Genomic DNA, 25,496 nt, shown 5'->3' with positions numbered 1-25,496 from the left:
ATTAATTTATTACATCAAACTTAGGTTAAAATAGCCAAATAGTTATATTTGAAAGACAATAGATTGATTACAGAATGTTAATATATAAACGTTATATAATAAGAAATATTGTACCATCCTTGGTGATAATTATTTTCTCGATCACTAGCCTTGTATGGATTACTCAGATATTAAAGTTTTTACACTTAATTGATAAAGGAATAAAAGCTCAGGATTTCTTAAATTTAATTATTTTAGTTATTCCATCTTTGTTATTTATTTTGTTACCTTTTGCAACTATTATCACTATTATTTATACTTATAATGCTTTAAGTGAGAGGCGTCAGATAATTATTCTGCAAAATTTGGGATTAAGTAATATACAACTAGCTAGTCCAGCATTGATTGTAGCCTTGGCAGTTACGTTATTTGCTTATTATATTTCGACTAGTTTATTGCCATTATCTTATGCAAAGCTTAAATCAGATCTTAATTTCATGAAAAATAATTATGCATCCACTCTACTAAATGAGAAGACATTTAATACAATTTCTAAAGATATCACGGTTTATTTTGATAAAAGATTGGCTGATGGTACAATGAAAGATTTAATCCTTTTTGATAATCGTAAACATGATAATCATGCAATTTTATTTTCTAGATATGGGATATTTAAAATACACAACAACTCTTCATTTTTTCAGTTAAAAGATGGAGTTAGGCAGGTATATGACTATAATGGTAATTTAACTAATTTATCATTTGATGTTCTAACAGTAGAATTAGTCAGTAATGATGCTAAAAGATTGGAAAAGGAAGAGTATAGTCGAGAAATCAATGAATATTATATTCATGAATTATTAAAACCCAACAATAATCTATCGAAGCAGAGGAAGATTAAATTAGTTGCTGAGGGACATCAAAGGTTGATTTGGCCAATGTATAATTTTGTACTTGTTTTTCTAACATTGTCGGTTTTTTTAAGACAGGCTTATAATAAAAAATCTAGTCTAAGGCAGATTTTAATTACGGCACTTTCTGCAATAATTATTACATATTTACACTTTGTATTACAAAATCTTGCTTCTAAAGATTTAAATTTTATCTTTGCTTGTTATGCTAACATTATTATCGCTATTATTTTAAGCCTGTATTTATATTTTCGTAAAATTATATGAGTTTTCAAGATTTACCACAATTTCTAAAAATTTTAGAGCAAAATGGTCTCCTAAATCGTATATCTTATCCTGTATCATCTAACCTTGAAATAACAGAAATCAGTAGAAGAGTTTTAATAAAAGATGGTCCTGCTCTTTTGTTTGAAAATGTTATTAGAGATGATGGGACTAAGTCTGATATGCCAGTTTTAACTAATTTATATGCCAGCACGCGGCGGATCGCCTTGGGACTTGGTTTAAAGAATACAGAAGAGTTGAAGAAATTTGGTGAATTGCTAGCTTTTCTTAAAGCCCCAGAACTACCTTCTTCCTTTAAAGAAACCTTTGCTATGTGGCCACTCGCCAAAAGAATATTGGCTATGTCGCCCAAGATTTTGTCAAAAGCTCCTTGTCAAGAAGTGATAATTAATGATCCTGATGTTAATATATTGCCGATACAAACCTGCTGGCCTCTTGATATTTCGCCACTACTTACTTGGTCAATAGTTGTTACAAAAGGACCTAGCTTAGAAAAAATAGATAATTTTAACCTTGGTATATACCGAATGCAGGTAGTAGAGCGTAACAAACTTATTATGCGCTGGCTTAAAATGCGAGGTGGAGCTCAGCAACATAAGCGTTGGCAATCAGCAAAGATTGATCCTTTCCCTGCTGCAGTGGTTATTGGGACAAGTCCTGCTGTAACTATGGCTGCTGTTATGCCGCTACCCGATAATATGTCTGAGTATAATTTTGCTGGATTATTAAGAGGTAAGTCAATTGAACTAGTAAATTGTGTCAGTATAGATATGAAAGTGCCAGCTCATAGTGAAATTGTTATTGAAGGGCATGTAAGTTTTGAGGAGTATCTACCAGAAGGACCATTTGGCGATCATACAGGTTACTATAATGATGTTGAATATTTTCCAGTGTTTAATGTTAAGACTATTACCATGAAAAAGCAACCCATATATTTAAGTACTTATACTGGTAAAGCCCCAGATGAGCCATCTATACTTGGTGAAGCATTAAATGCAATGTTTATTCCGATAATTCAACAGCAATTTCCAGAGATCGTTGATTTTTGGTTGCCACCTGAAGGCTGTTCTTACAGAGTTGCTGTGGTATCTATTCGCAAAGCTTATGCAGGTCATGCAAAAAGAATAATGATGGGGATTTGGTCATTTTTAAGACAATTCATGTATACAAAATTTATTATTGTGGTAGATGATGATATAGATATTCGTGACTGGAAAGAAGTGGTTTGGGCCATATCGACTAGGGTAGATCCTTCTAGGGATACTACTTTTATCGATAATTCACCAATAGATTATCTTGATTTTGCCTCACCTGTGTCTAGCCTTGGTAGTAAAATGGGAATAGATGCAACTAATAAAATAGCCCCAGAAACTAATAGAGTTTGGGGTAAGAAAATAGAAATGACTAGTGAAGTTGTTGAAAAGATTGACAAAATTTGGGATATGCTTGGTATATCCGCAAAAACTTGAAATATTGATAAGCCAATATTGACTTATTAAATAATTTTTTCTTAAAACACTTAGTGTTAGAAATTTATAGTATATATTATACTTAGCAAGTTAGTACTAGGCTCAAGTAATCATCCCTATTGTGGGTGATGTCACCCCTACTTGCCATTAGGTCATCCCAGCGAAAGCTGGGATCTAAAAAAATAGCCAAAAGCTTATTAAAACATTTTTAGACCCCTGCCTACGCAGGGGTGACATCCGAAGGGGCAGGGATGTCACCCTAGGCTATTAAACCGATGTCTTACATCGATATTTGAGGTTACTTAAATGATTTGAAGAATTGGAATTGGATATAATGGATAATATTTCTAGTGATGAAATAATCAAAAATATAAAAGAAGTTAGTGATAAATACCAAGAGATAATACTTTGTCTTATGCAGGGTAGGGGGAATCTGATCCCTGCATCTCTTATTGATATGGATAAAAATAGAGTTATTTTATCAAGCTTAAGTGAACAATTTATAAAAAATCCTGAAAAATTTTGGCAACTAAATATTCAGTATGTTGAGAAATTTCAGGATCTTGTCATAAATTCAGTAGAGAAATTTGTAGGAAAATCAACTACCCCTCTTTTTTCACCAAATAGTAAAGATAGAAGGTTTAAGGATTTAGCTTGGCAGGATAATGCGTATTTTGATTTTGTTAAGCAGTTCTATTTAATGTCTTCAGAATGGTTACAGGATAATATCGAACAATATGAACTAGCACCTGACCTTAAACAGCATTTGGCATTTATGACGCAGCAATTTATTAATGCCTTCTCTCCGTCAAATTTTGCTTTTGGCAACCCGATAGTTCTTAGTAAAATTTTGGAAACAGGTGGTCAGAATCTTGTTCAAGGCTTAGAGAACTTTCTTGCAGATATAAGAAATTCGAGTGATATATTAAATATAAAAACTACCGATAATAATGCTTTTTTACTTGGCAAAAATATAGCTACTACTAAAGGAAAAATTGTTTTTCAGAATCAATTAATACAGTTAATATGTTATGAACCTAAGCAAAAAACACGGTCGATACCATTACTTATAATTCCACCCTGTATTAATAAATACTATATACTTGATCTATCTGAACATAATTCAATGGTCGCATTTCTTGTCGAACATAATTTTCAAGTATATATGGTCTCTTGGGTTAATCCCGATGAAACTCTAGCTGATAAAAGTTTTGAGGACTATTTAAAAGAAGGAGTTTTAGAAGCTTGTGAATATATAATGCAGTCTGGATATAACCATATTAATGCTATGGGTTATTGTATTGGTGGAACTTTTCTTGCGACTGCCATTGCTTATCTGAAGGCAAATAATTTAAATTATATTAATAGTGTCAGCTTTATTACTACCCTTTTAGACTTTAAAAATCCCGGGGAAGTAAGTATTTTTGTCAATGAATCATCGATTGCTATGATCGAACAAGAAATGAATTCTAAAGGATATTTTGATGGTCGTTATTTGTCGAATAGCTTTAGTTTGCTAAGAGCTAATGATTTAGTATGGTCGTTTTTTGTTAATAACTATCTGCTTGGTCAAACTCCAATGCCATTTGACTTATTATATTGGAATGCTGATCCAACGAATTTACCAACTAATATGTATAGCTATTACTTACGTAATATGTATCTAAATAATTTATTGAAAGAATCGAGTAACTTATCATTATTTGGTACGCCAATTGATTTGAGCAAGATTGACTGTAACTCTTTTTTCCTTGCTGCAAATGAGGATCATATAGCTCCGTGGCAATCGGTGTATGAAGGATTAAAACTATTAAAAGGTAACAAAACCTTTTGTCTTACAAGTTCTGGACATGTTGCAGGTGTGGTTAATCCTCCTGCAATGTCTAAATATAATTATAAAACTAATAAAGACTTAACCTTTACTAGTGAATCATGGTTTATTAATGCTGACGAACATCAAGGATCATGGTGGCCTTACTGGCTTACTTGGTTAGAAGATAATAGTGGTGAGTTAATAAAATCGCTAGATTATGATAGTTTAAAATCCATCGAACTTGCCCCCGGCAAATATGCTCATAAAAGAATATAACCCCTAATTTTTTCAGTCCATTATATAATATTTAAATTTAAGTTGAGTTATTTTTGCTTATTCTTTATAGTTATTCGTATAATATGTTTTATACGTACCGTTAGGGCATAATTTATTTTTCAACAGTTTCATTATATGAAAAAATTTTTACTATTAATCATATTATTAATCATTAATACTAGAACTTTGGCAAAAGAACAAATAACTAATTTAATCACCCCAGTTAGTTATTTTGTCAATCATGAACAACAGCTTAAGACTATTAAGGACAATTTAAGTAAATATAAACAAGCAAGTATAGTTGGTACTAGTGGTATAGGTAAAACTCAATTAATTAGAATGTATGCTTATGAAAATAAAAATAATTATGATCTAATTTGGTTTTTTGATTGTAACCTTGATTTTGATGAACAATTTGTTAAATTAGCAAAACAACTCAATATGGTTAAACAAACTAATATATCTGAAAAGATCGCTTTAGCAAAAAAAGAAGTAATATCCTATTTAACTACTATTAATAAATGGTTATTAGTGTTTGATAATTTAAAAGTTAATGAAAATAAGAAAGTGCAAGATTTAGTTGAATGGGAACATAATGGTAATGTAGTGTTTTGTTCGCAAGATAATGAAAAGTTACCTAATATTATAGCAATGCCCATACTTGATAAGCCTACTATTATAGCTTTAGCTAATAACTTATTGAACAATAAGGATAATAATAGTATCGAATTTTTAACGCAATCTTTTAGTGGTTATCCAATATTGATAGTGCAAGGAACTCAATTACTTAACAAAGTTCAAGGTTTAGATAAAGAGGAATATAAAAAGAAAATTTATCAATCGATTGATAAAATAGCAACGAATATTAGTATGGCTATTCAACAATTACCTCCTAGTGCAATAAAGTTACTTAATAAAATAGCTTTACTAAATAACCAAAGCTTCTCAAAACAGCTTCTTACTATCATTACTGAACATAAAGATAGTTTAGATGATGATATATATCAATTATCTAAATTTATGCTAATCAATAATATCAATCCTAGCGAGGATAATCCTATTTTTGAAATGCATGATATAGTTAGCAATAAAATAATGGAGCTAAATGGTGATAATAATAAAATATATTTAGAAAATATTATTAATAAATTACCTAAATTTAAAGGTCCTTATTCAGGATATTTGTGGACAAGCAGCAACACTATACCAGAAAATTTAGAAATTCTTCTAAGCAACTCTGAAAAATATAATATTAACTTATACACAATACTTACCTTAAGAGTTGAGTTGTTTGCTCTATATGTGAACAGTTATAACAGCAAAATGCAACAAATAGTTGATTTATTTAATCAAGAAGATAAAAACAAGGCATTTAAATTATGGCAAATGTCTGAATCTCAAAAGTGTTATTATGTTAGATATTTAACGATAATAGGGAGATATTATCATATAATGCTCAATCCTGAAAAAGCTATTGTTTATTTTACTAAATCATTAAAGATTTTGGATAAACTTGATAATAATGAAACTACTTGTGCCTTGAAATTTAATATTTTGACTAATATTGCTCTATCTTATGTGATTTTAGGTGAAATTAAATTAGCTGAAGAATTTCTTAACAATGCAGAAAAGCTAGTAAAACAAGGAGTAATACAAGAAATTGATACATTTATGATATATACTTTAAAAAGTTCATTATGTGAGGTGCAAGGCAAATATCAAGAAAGTTTAGAGTGGGAAGATAAAGTTATTAAGCTACGTATAAACAATGGAGTGCATATTAATGACCTAGCCTTTTTGGGATCCTATATATTTAGAGCAAGCGTATTGAATTCTCTTGGTAGATATCAAGAAGCCCATATTCAAGATCAGCAGATATATGATATGCTTAAGACAAAGCATAAGGATCATGAAATATTTGCAGATCTTTACGTAGAAATGGCAAGAAGTGAATTAGGTTTAGGTAAAGTAGATAAAGCTTCTGAATACATTAATAAAGCTATTTCAATATTTTTAGCACATGAAAATATAAATACTAAGGCAATAAATTATTCTAAAAATCCAAGCTTAGCAGCTGGTTATATAGTACAAGGTGATATTTTGTTTGCTCAAGATAGCCTTGAACAAGCCATAGAATCTTATAAAAAAGCGTTTGTTATATATCATTATTTATATGGGGATAGAAGTAAAAATATTGCTCAAGTAAGTAAATTATATAATAAAGGAGCAAAAGCCGCCTGTAAAAGCAAAGACTTATACAATTATAAATTTTTTGGTAAGCCCCAAATAAAGGAATTTGGCATACACCACCCTAACACAGTAGATATGTTTGAATATTGTAAACAATATAACATGGATTTGTGGATCAAGAATCATTAAGCATTAGTTGTGTTAACCAACAGTAATTAAACTCTTACCAAGAGGGTATCCTAGGTTATTAAACCGATGTCTTACATCGATATTTGAGGTTACTTAGAAAATCTTGCTACCCTTATAGTTATTATGTCTGAATTTAATTCAATATTAGTCATATATTCTGGCGTGAAATCGCTAGCAAATTCACTTAAGGTTTGCTCGAGAATGAATATACTATGTTGCTCAACTATTTGCATAAAATCTAGTTTGCCTATGATTTCTAGGAAGATTCTATCATTCATGGCAAAATTGGCATCTTTTCTCGCTTGTTGAATAAAACGTACTAAATCTCTTGCAATACCTTCTTCGTATAGTTCTTTTGTTATTTCTAAATCCAGTAATATTAGTCCATGATTATTAGCTAAAGACTTTGTACCTTTAACATTTTTAGGTTCTAAAATTAGAGAGAACTCATCTTGATTTAATGTTTCTCCCGCTATTACTAGATGCTCATTCATCAGTTGCCACTGATGCTTTTTAGAAGCTATTATGATATCTTTGACTTTATGAGGTAGACGTTTCCCTAAATTAGGAAAGTTAATCGATAATTTGTAATCAGCATGATTTTCTACATCATCTTTATAAATTACTCTTTTAACATTAATCTCATCTTTAATTAATTCCTCAAATTTTACTAGTAATTCATTATTTTTACTAATGATCGTTAAACTGCTCAGTGGTTGTCGAACCCGGATATTTTCGTTACTTCTAATGAATAAAGCATTACTACAAATATCTAATACTTGATCCATGATGCTGACCAAATCATAGTCAACTTTTATCATATCAAGTTCAGGAAAATCCGCTAAATGAACACTGCCTCCTTGCTTTTCTAGCCTTGTAAGTCCTAAATAAATTTCCTCAGAAATTAATGGTAGTAAACTGGATTGAGCAATAGACATTATTTCAAGACAACTATACAAGGTATTATAAGCATCTTTTTTATCTTGATCTTTTTCACTTTTCCAAAAACGATTTCTACTTCTTCTAATATACCAATTATTTAATACTTCAAAAAAATTGCCAACATTATTATAAGCTATTTGAGTATCAAAATTATCTAGCCCATACTGGATTTTTTCTACTGATATTTTTAGTTTTGATAAGATATAACGATCTAGCACATTTTGAGAATTAAAGTGGTTTTCTGCTTTTATCTGATCGCTATTAGCATACAGAGTAAAGAAATGGTAAGCATTCCAAATGGGTTTGATAAATAAACGTAAGCTCTCATAAACCATTTTACCGTCTTTATCGATCAGCAGTTCCTGACCTTTGACTACATTGGAAGAGAGCATGGTAACTCTTAGAGCATCAGAACCATATTTATCAAATAATTCTAGCGGATCAGCATAATTATTAAGACGCTTTGATAATTTTTGCCCGGTGCTGTCTAATATAACCCCATGACAAATACAATTTAGAAAAGGTGGTTGGTCGAAAAGGGCTGTTGACAGTACCATTAAAGTATAGAACCAACCGCGTGTTTGTGCTGAATATTCCACTATAAAATCGGCAGGAAAATGCTTTTCAAACCAATCTTTATTTTCAAATGGATAATGTACTTGCCCATAAGGCATAGAGCCGCTTTCAAACCAGCAATCAAAGACATCTTCTACTCTAACCATCATTGATTTACCGGTTGGATCATCCGGATTTTTTCTAGTTAGTTGATCAATAAAAGGTCTATGTAAATCGGTAACTGTAACCCCAAAATCTTTTTCTAACTCCTCTATTGATCCATACACATCAATCCTAGGATAAGTCGGATCATCTGATTTCCATACAGGTAGTGGTGTACCCCAAAATCTATTGCGGCTAATTGACCAATCCTTAGCATTTTCGAGCCATTTGCCAAATAAATTATCCTTGACATGCAAGGGTATCCAGTTAATTTGTTGATTTAATTCAACCATTCTGTCTTTAAATTCGGTAACTTTTACATACCAAGAAGGAACGGCTTTGTATATAAGAGGGGTGTCAGTACGCCAACAATGGGGATAACTATGAATATATTGCTCGGTTTTAAGCCAATTACCCTGATTTTTTAGCTTAATGATAATTTGATCATTAGCATCAAATACTTGTAAACCGACAAAATCATAAATTTCTTTAGTAAATTTCCCAGCATTATCTACAGGACAAACAAGTTCTATTCCTTGAGATTGACAAAGAATCTGATCCTCCTCACCAAAACCAGGAGCCATATGTACGATACCGGTGCCGTCTCCTTCAACTACAAAATCTCCGGAAAGTACTTTAAAGCTACTTGGATGATTGGCAAAATAATCGAATAATGGCTTGTAAGTAAGATTTAATAGGTACTTACCTTCAATTATATCATAATTTTGTTCATCACTAAGCCCTAATTCTTTCTGATATTTAGCCAAAGCAAATTTAGCTAAAATATAACAAACAGGGCCATTTGGTACTAGAACATATTCGATATTTGGTCCAACGGCTAATGCTAAATTAGCCGGCAAAGTCCATGGCGTCGTAGTCCATGCCAGCATTCTGTACTCGTTATATTGTACAGAATTTGGTAATTTCCCCTCAAGTACAAAACTTACCGTAACTGCCTTATCAGTTCGTTCTCTATATGAATTATCTAGCCTTGTTTCAAAATTAGACAAAGGTGTCTCACATGCCCAAGAATAAGGCATTACTCTCATTGATTCATATAGCAGTCCTTTGTTATATAATTCTTTAAAAGCCCACAGCACAGATTCCATAAAAGCTTTATCCATGGTTTTATAGGAATTGGTAAAATCCACCCATCGTGCTTGTCGATTAACATATTCCTGCCACTGATTAGCATATTTCATGACCGATGATCTACAATGCTCGTTAAATTTATCAATACCAAAATTGATAATAGCCGTTCTACCAGAAATACTTAATTCCTTCTCTGCTTGCATTTCGGCAGGGAGTCCATGACAATCCCAACCAAAGCGTCGCTCGACTCTTTTTCCTTTACTAGTTTGATAGCGTGCATAAACATCTTTGATAAAACCAGTTAGCAGATGGCCATAATGCGGTAGGCCATTAGCAAAGGGCGGTCCATCATAGAATACAAACTCATTATTTATGGATGGTCTAGCATCTATCGTTTTTTGGAAAATATTGTTCTTCTGCCAATAAGCTAAAATCTTTTTCTCAATCGTTGGAAAATCGACATTAGATTGGATATCTTGGTAGTATTTATTAGTCATGTTGTAATCTTGATTATTATGAAAATAGTCGAATAATTGGTATATCGACAGGATTTGGTAGCTTTACAATATTCTTAAATTTAGAGGTTATAGTTATAATATTGGATAAGGATTTAGTAATATATTTATCGGTATCTATATTATTCTCTGACTCATCTTGAATGTAATAGAGTATCGAACTTATATAAACGCTGAGTAATAAACTTCTCTTAGTATAATAATTATAATCTATAGACTTATCACCTGCATAACGCCAAATTAAATCACAGGTACGAAAGCCTATTTTTGTAGCAAATAGAGTGTTTGATGGTGTGGTAAAATAAGTACGATTCTTCAAATGTACAAGTTTAGGTGTACAATTTTTTATTCTAATTTTTAAAGCTAAATCAATTTTATCCTTTATTTTAGCTGGGGTTTCTTGTTGAGATAATAACTCAAGCATTTTTTGATCTTGCCAGCTTTCAAAAAAATCAACTATTTCCCTTAGACCATTTGGAAAAATTATATGACAATACCCCTTAACAAAACCACATTCCTTTTCCGCATCTAGCAATAATTTATTATTCCACTCATCAAAGATTAGTAGTCTTGCTAGAACTTGTACAAATTGTACTTTCAAACTATGATATTTTTCGTAAATAGTCATTAAATGCATCTTTTAATCTTGACATATAAGCTTAGTATATAGATAATGTTACTATCATTCAATAGTCTAATTTATGTTAAAAAGGGGGTAATTAAAAGTGATACTAGTAAACGTTCATGCTGGGAATGGTGAGCAAGCAATTAAAAATTTGAAAAGAAAAATGCAAAGAGAGCTTGTGTTCCGTTCAATGAAAATGTCGCGTTTCTATGAGCCTCCTTCAGTAAAACGTGTTCGTAAAGATCAAGAAACAGAAAGAAGAAAAAGAAAAGTTGCACGTAAACAACTAATGGAAGGTTGATGTCGTTGTAAACGGCATTGCCGCGTGGATCAGTGGTGTGTCATTGCCGCGTAGGTAGCACTGCTGTCCGGTTTAAGTCGGTTGTCATCTAAAACTAGAGCATACTTCACCTGAATTTATTTCAGGATTTAGAAAATCAAGTAGTTAGCGTAAATTATCGTAAGTAACCTCAAGTATCGATGTAACAAGTTAATACTAGGTTCAGTATCATCGCCATTAGGGATGATGTCACCCCTGCCGCCATTGTGTCATCCCAGCAAAAGCTGGGATATAATAATGTTTAATAGTCTTTTAGGCTATTTTTTTAGATTCCCGCCGTTGCTAAGAATGACAGCTCTGGGTAGTAACTACAACTGTAGTATTAGCGTAGTTAATAATGGGAAATGGTATTACTTTAGCAAGAATTCTTATAAATCCACGAAATTAACATAGAAGATTTCCAATAATCTATAGATTTTACTTCTAAAAGTTGTTTTTAACAACTTTTGAAGTTATAGTTATACTTAAATAATTTTATAAGATTAATTTTACCTCAATTCGATGTAAGAGATCGGTTTAATAGCCTAGGGTGTTATCTCTGCTCGCCATTATGTCATCCCTGCGAAGGCAGGGATCTAAAACTATATAACATACCTTCTATGCTATTTTTTTAGACCCCTGCCTATGCAGGGGTGACATCCGAAGGGGTGGGAATGACATAATGGCGGCAGGGGTGACATCACCCCTAATGGCGATGATTACTTGAGCCTACTATTAATTTATTACATCGATATTTGAGGTTAATTTAGATAATTTTAACTATGGGTAAATAAAATGTCATTACAAGAATCAGAAGAAACTTTATCCGCAATAACACAACTTCAAAAAAAGATGAAAACTGGACAGGGTATATTTGAAAAAGCTAATGAAGACCTCAAAGTGCTACAAAGAGATATCCGAGACAAGCAAATAGCATTAGATACTCTAAGAAAGAGTTTGCAGGGACAAGATAATGATGCATTAGAATTGTTGGAAAAACTTTGGAAACAGCAGAAAAAAATAAAAGGATACCTAGCTGCTCAATCATCAGACGAAATAATACAAGCCATCCAAGAACAAAATGAATTTATAGATTCAGAGTTAGAACTGATCACGCAGCAATCTGAAAAAATTGTATCAAATCTTAAACTATGCCAAGAGTTTGAGCAGTTTTTACATGAAGATAGAAAAGATATTTCTTATAGGAGCATTGAACACAAAGAGGAATTTGCTAAATTCCTTGAAGGAAATGCCTTACTTAAAGAAGATGACAAACAAGGATTACTTGAGAAAAATTCGCAGCATATGGTCGAGCTTAATGCCAGTATGAAGAATTTAGAAGAAAGGGAGAACTCTTTAATCGAGCAAAAAAAGAAGTTACAAAATAAAGATTTAGCTGATAATCTAGCAGTTTATGTTCAGCCAAAACTACAAGAATTGTTTAAGGAATGGCAAGCGGAGATAGAAAAAGAAATAGACGTTATATTAGCAGACAGTCCTATAATAGTGGAGCAATATGAAAATGTAAAACTACAAGAAGAAGAAATAAGGAAAATCCAAGATCAAATAGAGCAAAAAACTCAAATCATTGAGCAAAACAAGCAGCAAGAAGGGCAGTGGTTTGAAGAATTAAAACAATTGGAAGAAAAATCTTACCCCCCTCTATCCAGTGCAAAACAACAACAAGAAGATCCAGTCAGTCATTATCCTATATTACAAGAAAGAGCTAATGATGCTGAGGTGTCAGTGAAACATCAAATTGAGCTTGGTAAGTTGAATACTAAGCTTGATATTGCAGAGGAAGAAGCAGATTATAAAACCTACCAATTAGAGCAATTAAAGTCATTGATAGATACGGAAAAATTATCTGTAAATCAAGAAAGGAAAAAACATCTAGCAGTAATAAGTGAACTCCAAGAACGGATTGGAGAACTGGAAAGAGAAAAAAAAGAGCAGCAAATAGGGCAGCAGCAATTTATTACACCGCAGGATCTTAGTTTATCGGATGAACTAGAAAAAGTACTTAAAACAGATGAATTTGTAATAAAGTCAGAAGCTCGGATAAGTGAGTTAACCCAAGAGAATAATGATTTAAAAACTAAGTTAACCAAAGTTCAGGGTGAGTTAGAAGGTAAGATAGAGCTTCTTGGTAAAGAAAAAGAGTCAGCAACTTTCAACTTGCAGGCATTACAATTAGTTCATGAAGCAATGCTTAAAGGGCAATCAGAGGCAGCTGCAGCAGAATTGCGAACAATAAACGAGGAATTATTACAACTAAAATCAGAGCAGCAAGAAAGACAGACAGAGTTAGATAGAACAAAAGAAAAATTAACTGGTACTAGTGAGAAATTGCTTGAAGCTGAAGAATTGCATGGAAAAGGAAGTGAGCAGGCTAAAAAATTACAAGATCAGGTAGAGGAATTAACCAAGGTTCAGTATCAACTAACGACTGAGTTAAAAGCAACAAAAGAGGAGAAGGAAAGTCAGATAAAGGCTCTTACTGAAGCAAAAGAAGCCGCTAATTTGGATTTACAGGCAGTAGAAGAAAAATATGCAGTAATGCTTAAAGGACAATCAGAGGCAGCTGCAGCAGAATTGCGAACAATAAACGAGGAATTATTACAACTAAAATCAGAGCAGCAAGAAAGACAGACAGAGTTAGATAGAACAAAAGAAAAATTAACTGGTACTAGTGAGAAATTGCTTGAAGCTGAAGAATTGCATGGAAAAGGAAGTGAGCAGGCTAAAAAATTACAAGATCAGGTAGAGGAATTAACCAAGGTTCAGTATCAACTAACGACTGAGTTAAAAGCAACAAAAGAGGAGAAGGAAAGTCAGATAAAGGCTCTTACTGAAGCAAAAGAAGCCGCCAATTTGGATTTACAGGCAGTAGAAGAAAAATATGCAGTAATGCTTAAAGGACAATCAGAGGCAGCTGCAGCAGAATTGCGAACAATAAACGAGGAATTATTACAACTAAAATCAGAGCAGCAAGAAAGACAAACAGAGTTAGATAGAACAAAAGAAAAATTAACTGGTACTAGTGAGAAATTGCTTGAAGCTGAAGAATTGCATGGAAAAGGAAGTGAGCAGGCTAAAAAATTACAAGATCAGGTAGAGGAATTAACCAAGGTTCAGTATCAACTAACGACTGAGTTAAAAGCAACAAAAGAGGAGAAGGAAAGTCAGATAAAGGCTCTTACTGAAGCAAAAGAAGCCGCTAATTTGGATTTACAGGCAGTAGAAGAAAAATATGCAGTAATGCTTAAAGGACAATCAGAGGCAGCTGCAGCAGAATTGCGAACAATAAACGAGGAATTATTACAACTAAAATCAGAGCGGCAAGAAAGACAGACAGAGTTAGATAGAACAAAAGAAAAATTAACTGGTACTAGTGAGAAATTGCTTGAAGCTGAAGAATTGCATGGAAAAGGAAGTGAGCAGGCTAAAAAATTACAAGATCAGGTAGAGGAATTAACCAAGGTTCAGCATCAACTAACGACTGAGTTAAAAGCAACAAAAGAGGAGAAGGAAAGTCAGATAAAGGCTCTTACTGAAGCAAAAGAAGCCGCCAATTTGGATTTACAGGCAGTAGAAGAAAAATATGCAGTAATGCTTAAAGGACAATCAGAGGCAGCTGCAGCAGAATTGCAAACAATAAACGAGAAATTATCACAACTAAAATTAGAACAGCAAGAAAGTCGGAGTGAGCTAGAAAAGAAGCAACAAGAATTAATAATCGTTCAAGAAAGCCTAAAGGCAGCTGAGCAAGAATATGGTGTAGAAAGTAAGCAAGCTAAAGAATTACAAGCTCAGCTAGGTGGATTAACCAATGAGAATAATAGTTTAAAAACTCAGTTAGAAGAAATAGAAAATGCAAAAGAACAGTTAGAGATACTTAGTGGGAAGAAAGATTTAGAGTATAATTATTTAGAGGCAGAATACGAAAAACAACAGGCAGAGCTAAAGAAAATTCAACAAGAATTAACCGAAGTCCAAGAAGAACTAACGTTGGAAAAAGCTATTTCTGATGAGCAAAATAAAAACTTTAAAACTCAGCTAAATAAAGTAACCGATGAGAATGAGGGTTTAAAATCTCAGTTAGAAAAAATAAAAGAAGATACAAAAAATCAGCTAGAAACACTTAGTGCAAGAAAAGATTTAGAGTATAATGCCTTAGAAGAAAAACAAAAAGGGGATATAGATGAACTTTGGGGGAGGTTGGAGGTTGCTCAGGAACATGCCCAAAGAATCCAAAAAGATGAACAGGCTAGGGTAACAGAGCTTAAAGATAAGGATGTTAGGATAGCGGAACTTGAAGCTAAAAATGCTGCACTTCTAGAGCAGTTGAAAAAATTACAAATTAAGCCGGAAGTACAAGGAGCTGGGATTCAAACGGATGAGATAGCTGGTAAAGAGAAGACGTCAGTAAGTACGGAAACAGAGAATATTACTAAAGAGTTTAGAGCAGTTGATAGCCAAACAGATAACATGCATGAAAAGCTAGAGCAATCAGTAGGTACAGAGTATAGGTCTAGTATGGATAGTGGCGTGTCAACCGAGGAAGTTGCAACTAATGCGACAAAGGTAATTGTTCAGGAGCAAACAGTACCTACTTCAATTGAAGAGCAAACTGTAGATAAAGTGTTGGTTCAGAATAAAACTAAGGGTAATGTTTATGACGATGATAAAATATTGCAAGCTTTTAAGGAATTGTCAAGAGAGCAAGTCCAGCCAATTATTAATAAATTTTCTTTGGAATCTACAAGCAGTTTTGCTCAATTTGCCCAAGAAAATGTTGGAGAATTATCCGAAGCATTTCGGGACTCAAAAGTACTACGAGAGATAGAAAATATTGAACAAAGAGGCTATACAGATATTCATAAAAAATTTGCAGCTGAGTATAAAGATATTGAATGGCAAGAAAAAGCATCAGGTAAAAGCTTTAGCTTGCAGCAAAACGGTCAGGATGTTGTGACAATAAATGAAACAACATTGAATCATAATGACAAAAATGCTAAATATAAAACTAGTAAGGGAGAAGAAATTAAAAATGCTCGTATGGTAAATATACCGTTATCTATAGATATGAAAGGGGCGTGCCATATGTCTTTTGCAGTACAAGATACAAATGGACGTAATATTAGTAAAGAAGATGCTGTATATTTGACTGCTCACTATAAGAATGGCAAGTTAGTGCATCTGACCAAACCTACAGAAATATTTTCTTGTTCTGATGACAATAAGTCACCTTTATATTTGAAACGTAAGGGTAAAACTTATACTTTACCAGTAGATAAAAACACTCTTGAGCAACTTGAGCAAGAAGTCCTTAAAAACAAAGGAGAATATGTAGGAATAGTTAAAAATGCCCAGGGTAATATTAGGGTAAAGTCAGCTGCTGTTCACGGGTTGCAACCTGATTGTGTAACAGCTGATCCTCTTTTTAAGGATGCGTCTCAGCTATTACACGATGCTAATGCCACCCCTGCTCTAGATGGTTCTCTAGATATGAAAGGACTTGCTCATAAAAAACCTAACCGAAATGCAGGTAGTGTCGGAAAGTTTTAACGAGAGTTGCTAATTATGTAATAATTAGCAACTTGTATTAAAATTTCACTGATCCATTAACATAGAAAGAGTGGGTAGTAAAATTTTTCTTTAAACTATAATCATAACCAGCACCTAATTCAAGTGCTGATACAGATTGCATGTTTATACAACCTCCTAAAGTATACATAACATTCTTTGGAGAAGGTCTTAGAGATTTTGTGATAGCTACTGTTTGAGTATGGTGTTCTATGCTAGTAAAATTAATAATGTCGGTTGAATTATTTAGTAGAATAGTATGATCTAGTTTGAAGTGTACCTTAGGAATAATTGAAATATTTTTTACCAAAATGCGTTTACTGAAATCAATTCTAGTTTCAAGTGATACTCTTTTTCCTTTTCTAGTTGGTACATTAATATTAAAATCTTTCCTATATTCTGTAAAATTTTTGATTAGAAAACGATCAAATATTATTCCTACCATTGGTTTGAACAAAAATTTATCTAAATCAACTTTATAGTGAGTTTCAAGCTTCGCACGTCCTACATAACCCTTAGTCTTGCTGTTAATTGATATAGTATCTCTTTTCCCTAGATTTTTAATAAAGGCTTTACCATATTTAAGATAAGAACTCAGATACATATTTGGTGATAAGGTATATTTGCTGTAAATTGCAGCTACGTGTAAAATAGTATTTTGCTTATCATTAAAGATGCTTTGAAATTCAGTGTATGAATTTGCATTAGCATATGCGATTCCTATAATAAGTTCATCAAGAGGCTGTGCATCAAAACCTAGAACGAAGCCTTGCTGATTATTTTTAAAGGGTAAAGTATTTCCTTTTTGTTTGCTAGTAGAGTTCATAACTTGAATCCACCCTCCTTTTTTAATATAATAATCATTATCCCCTGCCGCTGCCATATTTACCGTAGAATTATGTTTTAATAGATTATTTCTAGTACTTAAAGCATTTGAAATTAAATCCAAGTAATCAAATTCTATATATGTAGTATATTTTGCTATATTTTGTTCGATATCGAAATTAATAGGCGGGATATAAGGTTTTTTTTCAACTAATATTATAGTTTCTGCAGGAGGTTGAGGTGCAGCTACGAGAGTTTGCTTATTATCTACAATCTGTTCATCCTTCTGAGATTGATCATTATCTGCATGATGTTTATCCTTTTGAGGTTGATCTTCCTGAGGTTGATCATTAGCTGCAAGAGGTTGAACTGCAGGAGGATCATTTTTTACATGGACTACATCTGCAGGAGGTTGATCATTAGCTACTATTGGCACAGCCTCTTCTTTAAACAATTCTTCTAACCCAAGATTATCTTCATCAAATATATCATGTTCAGGCTTCTGAGGTTGACCATTAGCTGCAAGATGTTCATCCTCAGGAGGTTGAACTGCAGGAAGATCATTTTCTACTACATGGACTACATCTGCAGGAGGTTGAGGTGCAGGTGCAGCTGCAAGAGGTTGATGATCAGCTACAGGATGCTGCTCATTAGCTACAGGAGGTTGAACTGCAGGAGGATCATTTTTTACTACATGGACTACATCTGCAGGAGGTTGAGGTGCAGGTGCAGCTGCAAGAGGTTGATGATCAGCTACAGGATGCTGCTCATTAGCTACAGGAGGTTGAACTGCAGGAGGATCATTTTTTACTACATGGACTACATCTGCAGGAGGTTGAGGTGCAGGTGCAGCTGCAAGAGGTTGATCATTATCTACAATATGTTCAACTGCATGATATTTAGCCTCAGGAGGCTGCTCATTAGCTACTATTGGCACAGCCTCTTCTTTAAACAATTCTTCTAACCCAAGATTATCTTCAAATATATCATGTACAGCTATACTCCTTTTCTGCCTTTTAGTTTTGTAAAGTTTCGGTGGATTCTCATATTCATGTAGCTCTACGTTGTTTTCGCTTACTCCTTGTTTATTGTCTACATTGTATATTACAACTTGGTCAACTATTGCGTGCATTGTTGAAGATTGTTCTTGAGTTATTGGTGGAGGTTTATCCTCATAGAATGTCGGTTCTAGAAGAGGTGGAGGGTTAGTTAATTTAGCTACTGAGGGCATAGTTTCTATAGGAGCTATAGTTTCTGCAGGATATTGAAGTTTAGTTACTGGAGGTGTAGTTTTTGCAAGAGACTGAGATTCAGTTACTATTGGCATAGCCTCTTGAGTTATTGGTAGAAACGTTACTACTGCTATTTCATTACTGTTTTGAGAGGGTGCAACATCTTGATCAGATGTTGCATTTGGAGTTCTATCTATTTCTAGAGGCTGAGATTGCAATATAGGAGGAGCTGAAGAAGATCTTCTATACAATCTTGGTGGTTTAGATTCCTCGTCATCTAGTTTACTATCTAGGGATTTATCACTAGAATCAAGATTTAAGGCATCTGATGATCTTCTTGAATAATATAGTGGATCGAGTGGTGCTAATGAAGATGACCGTGAAAACCTTTTTAAGGGAAAATCTATGGGTGATTCATCTTCAGAGTCGCTCCACTCTTCCTTTTCAGATTCTGATGTGCTGTGATGAGAAAAAAAACCTTCGTCTAGTGATTGGGGTCGGGGGAGTTCGAGGCTAAACGTACGAGTAATAGTTTTCTTATCTTGATAATATTTAGGTTGTTCTGTTTCGACGCTATGTCTGCGAGTAATAATCTCCTTACGTTGATTATTACCGTCATTTTCTGTTGAAAACTCTTGAAATTCATCGTGTAAACTTTTAGTGTTTACTTGTGGTATAGCTTTATCGGTTAGCGTTTCATTATTAGGGGTATCTAATATTAGAGGCGTAACAACAGAAGCCTCTATTTGGTATGGTAATATCTCTGTTTGCATACTTAAGCTTGGAGGCGGAGGTTGGTCATCAAGAGATATATAAGGTGATTTTACTGACACCAAATTATTAGAAGTTTGAGGTTGTGCTTTGATAATAGAAATAATGTGTGCTGCCACATCCCTAAACTGTAGTTTCTTCTTTGGTAAAGTAGGTAATAAATTATCAGCCTCTTTACAATCTAGCTTAGATTCACAGTATTTTTTTGTTTTGTTTAACTTGCGGATTTTTTCTTTTTTTATATTGATAGCACTTGATAGTTGGTCGTAATTATCTTTTTCTTGCTTGAGTATTGACTCTTGCTGTTCTGTCTCACTTATCTTCTGTGCCAAATCTTCTAAATTTTTATTTACTTCATTAAGCTGATTAGTATAGAGAGTTTCTTTTGCGTTATCATCGTACCCTAGCTCTTGTGGAGATAGGTCTATTTTTTTTAGAATTTTAACTATACTTAAATGATCTGAAAAATTGCCTTCGTAAATACTTTCGGGACCTGCGTTTACTACGTTGTATTCGCTCCCTCCTTGTTTGTTGTTCTCATTCTTCAAATTATTCAAGGATACAGCATCTTGATGTGGGGTTTCCTCTAATTCTTTTTTTATTTCTGATAAAGATTTTTCCTTGTCCACCAAAGCCTTTAGTTTAGCTTCTGATTGAGCTTTATAATATTCTGCCTTTTCCTCAGAAGCCTTTCGTTCAGCCTCTGATTGAGCTTGATAATATTCTTTCTTTCCCTCAAAAGCCTTTCGTTTAGCTTCTGATTGAGCTTTGTCATATTCTTCAGAATTGCTCTTTATTAGTTGCTCTATTGCGGTTAAACCTTTCTTCTTTATACCTTGTAGCGTTTTGTTATCTGATATTTTTTCTTCGATCATTTCTTTCTTTAAACTATACTTTCTGTGTGAATTAAGTAATGTTAAATAATCTGCTTTTAGTAACTTAAGTACTCTTGGATAATAATTGTTTTGTAAACCAAATACTTTTTTCAACTCATTGTCATAATCCTCAAATCTGTCTATTATTTGTGCATTACGTGTTTGTTCTAGTATTGTCAACTCACCACGAGCTTCATCAATAAGTTGCAGAGTTGCCTCTATTTCATTTTCAAAGTATTCTCTATTAGTAGTTGGGTCTAGATGAGGTAGATTTATACTCAAATGATTTGAAGAATTGGTTTCGTAAAACTGCGGGGTATTCGCGTACTGACGTACTTCATGTACGCTTCGTTCGCTCACCCCTTGTTTTACGTTCCAATTCTCCAAATCATTTGAGTATATTTGCTCATTTCTTAGTCCTGCTGCCAAAACATTAGATGTACCAAACCCTTGTAATAAAAAAAAAAGAAAAATTATGCACCTTGTTACTAAATATCTATTAGATCTATTAATAAGAAAGTTATTTTGTAGCTTGTTAAATAAAACCATTTTATTACCTATTAGTTAATTTATTTATTAAAGATTAATTAATGTTAATGCGATTGTCATAGAGAGGGAAAGTAAAAAGTGTATTTATAATTTTATTTTTAAAGGAGAATTTATTAATATGTGATAAAAATCACGATTACAGATTAAGTATATTGTTATAAAGCATGACTTTAAATATGAGAGAACTACCAAGAAAAAAGTAAAGTAAGGCAAGAATATTAAGTGAAAATGTGATTTATCGACTTCGAATTATGGATCTTTAATTTTAATTCATCAAGGTTGAACGTTATGTTGACAATTGCCCCTCCCTCGTGCTTGTTTGCTAACTCTAGTGTTGCACAATGATCTTGTGCTATTTTTTTGATAATGGCTAGCCCTAAACCAGTTCCTTTAGATCTAGTTGTTATATAGGCTTCTGTAGCCCTATCAATTAAATTTGCTTGGAATCCTATTCCATTGTCATTTACTGTAATAGTAATCTGATGGTTAGACTTGGTTATAGAAACAGCAATAACACCTTGTTGAAATCTAGTAAGTCCTATAGATTCTTCGGCATTTTTTAACAAATTAACCATAATCTGATTAATTTGAGTTGTATCACAGATGAAATCTATGTGCTGATCAGTTGTGATGAACTTATATAATATTTTATCATTAATTAATTTTCGTGATTCAACCATATTCTTTATAAGAATTACTAGATCACAATCCATAAATATTGGGGCTGGTAATCTTGCAAAATTAACAAATTCAGAGACAATTTTCTTAATGTCGTCAGTATGACGTATAATCATCTGTATGTATTTGTTGAACTCTGCCTTATCTTCAACTTGATTACTAAATTTCCTAAGCAATCTTTCGGAGGCAAGATGAATAGGTGTCAAAGGATTCTTAATTTCGTGAGCTACTTTCCTTGCTACGTCAGACCAAGCAAGTGCACGCTGAGCTATAACTAGATCTCTTTGTTGATGATCAATTTGTTTAATCATCCTATTAAAAGCTGAGGATAAAACGCTTATTTCATCTTTATTAACAAGGTCTTCTGGCACTTGAATAGTTAAGTCACCATTTTTAACCTTTTCAGTAGCAATCACTAATTTCCGAATAGGCTTTACTATCTTTGTAGCAAAAATCATCCCCCAGCTTATTGCAGCTAATAGCAGTAATAAAGCAATAAAAATAAATACTATAGAAAATTTGATCTGCATACTAGATATATGTTTTTTAAGACGATAATATTCTTCAGCTGCACCGTTAGTTTTATCAATATGATCAATAATTTTGGCATCAATCAATCTACCTACCAACAAATATATATCATTATGATCTTTAAGTTTTGTAAGCATTCGAATCTTTTTAGGATCAGATTTTATTTCAACAATTTCTCCTACCTCAGCTCTTTTCATTAAATGAGCTGGAATAGTAGCAAATGAAATTGCGAAACTTAAGAATGTATTAGCAATAACAGTATTAGTAGGTCTATGAAAAACTATAGCTTCATCAAGAGAACGCATCTCAACTTCAGTATTTAATGCTTCATTAAATGAAAGGGGATTATGTATTAAATTATAATACATCTCAGTTAAATCATCAGCGACAGATAATGCTGTTTCTCGTAACTGCAGTTTATGTTCGTCTATATAAGATTCTGCTACTATTATCGACTGATCAAGCACAGCAGAAATCTTTTTATCGAACCAAGATTGAATACCAAAGTTAAAGAAATATGCTGAAAACACTGAAACAATAATAGTTGGGATTGTAGCAATCAAACTAAAGGTAATAATGATACGATTTTGTAATTTCGAAGACGTCTCCCTCTCACCTTTATCAATAAAATCTCGTAAAAATTTACGAGCTAATAAAATGCCTAAAAATAAGAATACAGCAAGATCTACTAATATAAGCCCTATAACTCTACTTGGGTCTGGACCAAGAGATTTCGACTCAATTGAAATCACATAATAAGTTGAGCAAGCCAATATAATGGCTACAATTATTAGAACAAATATTAATTTACCGCTATTACAATATTTTTTAAGATCTCGATAAAAGTAATTCAACATTTTTATTATTCAAAATCATTTGAGTATATTTGAAGTTCTACCACCTACCTAGTACTACAGTTGTAGTTACCCACAATATCTAGATTATAGCATTTTTAATAGATCCTGAAATAAATTCAGGATGACGTCCCACGAGTCCAAAGATGTGGGTAATAGGAAGGTGTTGAAGCAGGGGTGACATCGTTTTTACTACTGATAATCTAGTGATACTACAACTGTAGTAGTAGTTAGAATTAATTTTTAAGCTATTATTTAGAGCTAGTTTAAACCTAAGCAAATTCAAGTAACACCTGCCCACTAACCACCTGATCTTTCTCATTAACTAGGATTTTAGCAATTTTCCCATTACGCTCAGCAACAAGTATATTTTCCATTTTCATGGCAGTTAAAACCATAATCTCTTGACCAATAACTACCTTACTGCCTTCTTGAACCTTAATTGCAATAATTTGTCCCGCAAGCGGGGCGTGCAGTTCTGTTTGCTCTTCTTGGATATTTTTTGTAATCATCAACGCTTCTAGTTCAGACATCCGTGGGGAACGGACATAAGCTTTAACAGTAATACCTGAATGTGATAACATATAACCTGTTAAGATATTGTCAAGTTTTATATTGGCTTTTCTACCATTTACAATACAGGAAAAGAGTCTACTGCCTAAGTTCCAGTTACTACGTATATAAATTCTATCATTTTCTTGTCTTATATTATAACCATAATCTACTGATTTAATTAAAACTGGAAATAGTTTATCATCAATTGATACAACCCATCTAGTGCCGATTTTATGAGTTTGATCGACTATTTGACCAGAAATTAACGAAGCACGTTTTTGTTCGGCAATATAAATAAAAATGGCTGTAGCGAGGAATATTTTAGTGATTTCAGAAGTTAAGCTTGCTCCAGAAAAACCATCTGGATATTCTTCTTCTATAAATGCAGTATTTATATCACCTGCTATAAAACGAGGATGTGATATTACTGCTTCTAAGAAACTAATATTATGAGAAATACCTTGTATTATGTAAGCACTTAAAGCAGAACGCATAACCTCAATAGCTTGTTCTCTAGTCTCTCCGTAAGTACAAAGTTTTGCAATCATTGAATCATAAAACATACTGACTTCTCCACCAAGTCCAAGACCTGTATCCACACGTATGTTAGCATTTTTTGGTGGTTCTGCATATTCAGTAATTCTACCGCTAGACGACAGAAATCCACGCGTTGGATTTTCTGCACAAATTCTAGATTCAAACGCATGCCCCTTTAATTTTATATCTTCTTGAGAAAATGATAATTTTTCACCAGCAGCAATTTTTATCATTTCTTCTACTATGTCAATACCAGTGATCAGTTCAGTTACTGGATGCTCAACTTGTAGCCTAGTATTCATCTCAAGGAAATAAAAATTCTTATCTAAATCAACTATAAATTCAACTGTACCGGCTGAGTAATAACCTACCTTGCTAGATAAAGCTAAGGTCTCTTTATACATTTTTTGCCGTATTTCCTCGGTAATAAAGGAGCTTGGGGCTTCTTCAATCACTTTTTGATGATAACGTTGAATTGAACATTCTCGCTCACCAAGACAAACACTGTTACCATATTGATCAGCTAATAATTGTATTTCAATATGCCTTGGGGACTTAATTAATTTTTCAATGAATAATCTACCATCGCTAAAATTATTTACTGCCTCAAGCTTAGCTGATTCAAAGGCATTAGCCATTTCTTCAGAGTTTTTTACCACTCTCATTCCACGACCACCACCGCCAGCTGTTGCCTTAACTATAACAGGGAAACCTATTTTTTCTGCAATTTCTATGGCCTGATTTATATTGCTGATAGTCCCAATATAGCCAGGGACTAGGCTGACTCCTGCTTCCATAGCGATTTTTTTTGCTTCAATTTTATCACCCATTTTCTTAATAGCAGAAGCATTGGGACCTATTAAGGCAACTCCTTCCCTTTTTAAGATATTTGCAAAATTTGAATTTTCTGATAAAAATCCATATCCTGGATGCACCGCCGAAGCACCACTTGCTCTAATAGCATTTACAATATTTTTAATTGACAAATAGCTCTCAGTGGCAGGAGAATTGCCGATATAATAAGCTTCATCAGCATATTGTACATGCATTGAATGTGTATCTGCTTCAGAATATACGGCAACTGATTTAATACCCATCTTCTTTAGGGTTTGCATTATTCTCAAAGCTATTTCACCACGATTGGCGATTAAAATTTTATCAAATAATGGTTTAGTCAT

At 33.1% G+C, this 25,496-nt stretch carries 11 protein-coding genes; 6 read left to right on the top strand and 5 right to left on the bottom strand.

The features are described 5' to 3' along the window. The first annotated feature begins 74 nt into the window (after positions 1-74). The 4 genes from ACN1AG_RS07820 (at position 75) to ACN1AG_RS07805 (ending at position 7,112) form a co-directional block, all read left to right on the top strand. The gene (locus ACN1AG_RS07820; protein WP_367363676.1) at positions 75-1,157 is read left to right on the top strand and encodes an LptF/LptG family permease; all 1,083 of its coding nucleotides are present in this window, start codon (positions 75-77) and stop codon (positions 1,155-1,157) included. Then, complete coding sequence (locus ACN1AG_RS07815) at positions 1,154-2,644, top strand: UbiD family decarboxylase (RefSeq protein WP_417904960.1); 1,491 nt, start codon at positions 1,154-1,156, stop codon at positions 2,642-2,644. Before ACN1AG_RS07820 ends, ACN1AG_RS07815 begins: the two co-directional genes overlap by 4 nt. Before the next feature lie 334 nt (positions 2,645-2,978). After that, a complete protein-coding gene (locus ACN1AG_RS07810) occupies positions 2,979-4,733 on the top strand; it encodes a PHA/PHB synthase family protein (protein WP_417904959.1) in 1,755 nt (584 codons plus the stop codon). 135 nt (positions 4,734-4,868) lie between these two features. After that, positions 4,869-7,112, top strand: coding sequence for a tetratricopeptide repeat protein (locus tag ACN1AG_RS07805; protein WP_417904958.1), 2,244 nt, complete (start codon positions 4,869-4,871; stop codon positions 7,110-7,112). Between the two features lie 89 nt (positions 7,113-7,201). Here the strand turns inward: ACN1AG_RS07805 and ileS are convergent, their stop codons facing one another. Then, positions 7,202-10,360, bottom strand: a complete 3,159-nt coding sequence (gene ileS, locus ACN1AG_RS07800; RefSeq protein ID WP_417904957.1) for an isoleucine--tRNA ligase — start codon at positions 10,358-10,360, stop codon at positions 7,202-7,204. Positions 10,361-10,376: 16 nt separating this feature from the next. Beyond that, positions 10,377-11,006, bottom strand: coding sequence for a COQ9 family protein (locus ACN1AG_RS07795; protein WP_417904956.1), 630 nt, complete (start codon positions 11,004-11,006; stop codon positions 10,377-10,379). A 97-nt stretch (positions 11,007-11,103) separates the two neighbouring features. Between ACN1AG_RS07795 and rpsU the strand changes: the two genes are divergently transcribed. Together rpsU and ACN1AG_RS07785 are read left to right on the top strand one after the other, a co-directional pair. Then, positions 11,104-11,304: a 30S ribosomal protein S21 gene (gene rpsU / locus ACN1AG_RS07790; protein ID WP_341748434.1), complete on the top strand. Its 201-nt coding sequence runs from the start codon at positions 11,104-11,106 to the stop codon at positions 11,302-11,304. Positions 11,305-12,117: 813 nt separating this feature from the next. After that, complete coding sequence (locus ACN1AG_RS07785) at positions 12,118-16,893, top strand: Sca4 family protein (protein WP_417904955.1); 4,776 nt, start codon at positions 12,118-12,120, stop codon at positions 16,891-16,893. A 37-nt stretch (positions 16,894-16,930) separates the two neighbouring features. Here ACN1AG_RS07785 and ACN1AG_RS07780 read toward each other — a convergent pair whose 3' ends face one another. The 3 genes from ACN1AG_RS07780 to ACN1AG_RS07770 all read right to left on the bottom strand — a co-directional run bounded on the left by ACN1AG_RS07780 (position 16,931) and on the right by ACN1AG_RS07770 (position 25,496). Beyond that, positions 16,931-21,163 (bottom strand): autotransporter domain-containing protein, encoded by a 4,233-nt coding sequence (locus ACN1AG_RS07780; RefSeq protein WP_417904954.1) that lies wholly within the window; start codon positions 21,161-21,163, stop codon positions 16,931-16,933. Between the two features lie 218 nt (positions 21,164-21,381). Further along, positions 21,382-23,229 carry an ATP-binding protein gene (locus ACN1AG_RS07775; RefSeq protein ID WP_417904953.1) on the bottom strand — a complete coding sequence of 616 codons (1,848 nt, stop codon included), beginning with the start codon at positions 23,227-23,229 and terminating at the stop codon, positions 21,382-21,384. A gap of 269 nt (positions 23,230-23,498) precedes the next feature. Then, positions 23,499-25,496: an acetyl-CoA carboxylase biotin carboxylase subunit gene (locus tag ACN1AG_RS07770; RefSeq protein ID WP_367363686.1), complete on the bottom strand. Its 1,998-nt coding sequence runs from the start codon at positions 25,494-25,496 to the stop codon at positions 23,499-23,501.

The sequence above is a fragment of the Candidatus Tisiphia endosymbiont of Micropterix aruncella genome (genome assembly GCF_965178575.1).
GTDB lineage: Bacteria > Pseudomonadota > Alphaproteobacteria > Rickettsiales > Rickettsiaceae > Tisiphia.
This window is presented reverse-complemented; position numbering and strand designations above follow the sequence as displayed.